The organism is Pseudomonas sp. 1 R 17 (assembly GCF_900067035.1).
Lineage (GTDB): Bacteria > Pseudomonadota > Gammaproteobacteria > Pseudomonadales > Pseudomonadaceae > Aquipseudomonas > Aquipseudomonas marginalis.
In genome coordinates this window covers 1-2408 of the sequence record NZ_FKLB01000017.1, presented here as the reverse complement: position 1 = coordinate 2408, position 2408 = coordinate 1, and the positions used below count along the sequence as shown (strand labels likewise).

The following is a 2408-nucleotide window of genomic DNA, read 5'->3' as shown; positions in this document are numbered from 1 at the left end:
TCACTCATCCACGGGAACGGGTTAGTCGTCCCCGGATACTCTTCCTTCAACCCAATTTGCGACAGGCGACGGTTAGCGATGAACTTCAAATAGTCTTCCATCATCGCGGCGTTCATACCGAGCACCCCGCGCGGCATGGTATCCCGCGCATATTCAATCTCCAGCTGAGTCCCCTGCAGGATCATCTGGGTCGCTTCTTCCTTCATCTCGGCATCCCACAGGTGTGGGTTTTCGATTTTGATCTGGTTGATCACGTCGATACCGAAGTTCAGGTGCATCGACTCGTCGCGCAGGATGTACTGGAACTGCTCGGCCACGCCGGTCATTTTGTTGCGGCGGCCCATGGACAGGATCTGGGTGAAGCCGCAATAGAAGAAGATGCCTTCCAGGACGCAGTAGTAGGCGACCAGGTTGCGCAGCAGCTCTTTATCAGTCTCGACGGTGCCGGTTTCGAACTTCGGATCGGAGATGGAGCGGGTGTATTTCAGGCCCCAGGCTGCCTTCTTAGCCACCGATGGAATCTCGTGGTACATGTTGAAGATCTCGCCTTCATCCATGGCCAACGATTCGATGCAGTACTGGTAGGCGTGGGTGTGGATCGCTTCTTCGAAGGCCTGGCGCAGGATGTACTGGCGGCACTCCGGGTTGGTGATCAGGCGGTACACGGCCAGGACCAGGTTATTGGCGACCAGGGAGTCGGCGGTGGAGAAGAAGCCGAGGTTGCGCATGACGATGCGGCGTTCGTCGTCGGTCAGGCCTTCGGGGTTTTTCCACAGGGCGATGTCGGCGGTCATGTTGACCTCTTGCGGCATCCAGTGGTTGGCGCAGCCGTCGAGGTACTTCTGCCAGGCCCAGTCGTACTTGAAGGGCACGAGTTGGTTGAGGTCGGCGCGGCAGTTGATCATGCGCTTTTCGTCAACGGCGACGCGGGCGGAGGCGCCTTCGAGTTCGGCGAGGCCTTCGGCGACGTCGAGTTTGTCCAAGGCGGCCTTGGCGCGCACGATGGCGGCGGAGTCACTGGCGGTGACGGCGCGTGCTTCGATGGCGGCAGCGGCACCGGCACCGTCGAGGCGGTCCATGTTGGCTTCGCTGGCATGGCCGGCGTTGGCGCCCTTGATCACGGCTGCACCGGTGTCCTCGTTGTCGACTTCATCCCAACTCAGCATTGAAATACTCCCTTCTGTTCTGTTTTGACGGCATGTGAACCCGTCCAAAAAAATACGATCTGCAGGCTGCCAGGCATTGAAATACTGCGCAGAGTGTGGTCGGTGATTACCGATGCTGCACACTATGTAGTGGTCTGTTCTGTTTGTTGGCACACTATATGGTGTGTAACAGAATGGGTCAACGAACAAGAAAGGATCGAACGTCGCAGGGGGTGGCAGAACCGCCGCTGTCCTTCAGGACCCGCCCGCAGCCTCGAGTAACAGCGCTTCAAACACCTGCTGCACCCGTGGCTCATCACTGTGGGCCACGTTGAAACGCATCGAATCGCGATGGGCCGGGTCGTAGCCGAAGAGCGCGCCCGGCGCCAGTACCAGGCTGCGTTTCAACGCTTCCTGGGCCAACCATTCGCCGTTCACACCCGCTGGCAGGCGCGCCCAGATAAACATCCCGCCCTCATAGGCCATCGGCAACTCGCACCCGCAGCGCCGCAGCCATTGCTCCACGCGCCCGCCGGCTTCCATCAGGCGTTGGACCATGCGCTTGCGATGCTTGGCGTAGCTGCCTTCGCTGAGCATGCGGTAGACGATCTGCTCGAACAGTTCCGAGGTCACGCCGCCGCTCATCAACTTCATATTGGTCAGGTTGGCGGCCAGTTGCGGCGCGGCCACCACGAAGCTGACGCGGGTGTTGGCACTGAGGATCTTCGAGAAACCCGACAGGTAGGTGACCTGGTCCAGCCCGGCGAGGGTGGCCAGGCGTGGCGGCGGGTTGGGGTGCAGGTCGCCGTAAAGATCGTCCTCGACGATATGGCAGTGGTACTGCTGGGTCAGTTGCAACAGGCGAAACGCCTGGCTGGGGCTGAAGGAGTGGCCGGTCGGGTTATGCAGCACGCTGGTGGTCAGGTACAGGCTCGGACGGTGTTCGGCCAGCAGTTGTTCGAGGGCGGTGAAATCGAAACCGTCGGGGCGGCGTTGGATGGTCACCACCTTGACGCCGTGCAGCGCCAGGTTGGCGTGGAAGTTGAAATAGCACGGTGCGTCCAGCAGCACCGTGTCGCCGGGCCTGGCGAGCAGGCGCATGAGCATGTCCAGGCCCTGCAGGGTGTTGGGGGTGGTGATGATTTGTTCCACCGGGACCGACAAACCGTCGGCGTGCAGCTTCTGTTGCAGGGCCAGGCGCAAGGGCAGCAGCCCGGCGGGCGTGCCCAGCCCGGCGATGCGCAACGACGGCGTGCGCACCAC

2 protein-coding genes are annotated in these 2408 nt (G+C 61.3%); both read right to left on the bottom strand.

Features of this window, described 5'->3' with window-relative positions; translation table 11 throughout:
- A partial coding sequence (locus BFP99_RS02005; protein ID WP_065946559.1) for a ribonucleotide-diphosphate reductase subunit beta occupies positions 1-1166 on the bottom strand: 1166 nt, incomplete at its 3' end.
- A 234-nt stretch (positions 1167-1400) separates the two neighbouring features.
- Positions 1401-2408, bottom strand: a 1008-nt coding sequence (locus tag BFP99_RS02000) for an aminotransferase-like domain-containing protein (RefSeq protein ID WP_065946558.1), incomplete at its 5' end; no start/stop codon positions are given.